Raw genomic sequence first — 610 nt, 5'->3', positions numbered from 1 at the left:
CGTCAAGCGCTCGGCGACGAAGCCGGAGAAGTCCGCTGAGCCGTTCGGGTCAGCGCCGATACACCACAGGGAGCGTGCGTGGGTCACCTCAATCTCGGAATCTTGTCGTTGTCATACAAGGAAAACGAGCGTCGGCTGCCGATTCATCCGTTGCACTTCAACCGGATCGATGCCGATCTGCGCGAACACATCCACCTGGAACGTGGCTACGGTGAACGTTTCGGGGTGGCCGATGAGCAGTTGTCGCCGGGCTGCGCTCGCGGGAGCAACTTCTCGCGGAGTGTGACGGCATCCTGCACCTCAAGCCCGTTCCTCAGGATTTCGCGGAGTTGCGTGAGGGGCAGATGCTGTGGGGCTGGCCGCACTGCGTCCAGAACGCCGAGATCACGCAGTTGGCCGTGGATCGGCGGTTGACCTTGATCGCCTTCGAGGCGATGAACCACTGGACCGCCGACGGCGGGTTCAGCCTGCACGTGTTCCACAAGAACAACGAACTGGCCGGTTACTGCTCGGTGCTGCACGCCATGCAGTTGATCGGCTGCACCGGTGACTACGGTCGCCGGTTGCGGGCCGCGGTCATCGGGTTCGGCGCGACGGCCCGCGGCGCGGT

Annotated in this window: 1 protein-coding gene; it reads left to right on the top strand. The window is 63.9% G+C overall.

All coding sequences use genetic code 11. From position 1 onward, the window contains the following. Positions 1 to 251: 251 nt before the first annotated feature. A partial coding sequence (locus FXO23_RS52175) for a Rossmann-fold NAD(P)-binding domain-containing protein (RefSeq protein WP_484477002.1) occupies positions 252 to 610 on the top strand: 359 nt, incomplete at its 3' end.

Source organism: Amycolatopsis anabasis, assembly GCF_009765355.1.
Lineage (GTDB): Bacteria > Actinomycetota > Actinomycetes > Mycobacteriales > Pseudonocardiaceae > Amycolatopsis > Amycolatopsis anabasis.
Note: the sequence above shows the minus strand (reverse complement) of the source record. Positions and strands in the feature narration are given on the sequence as shown.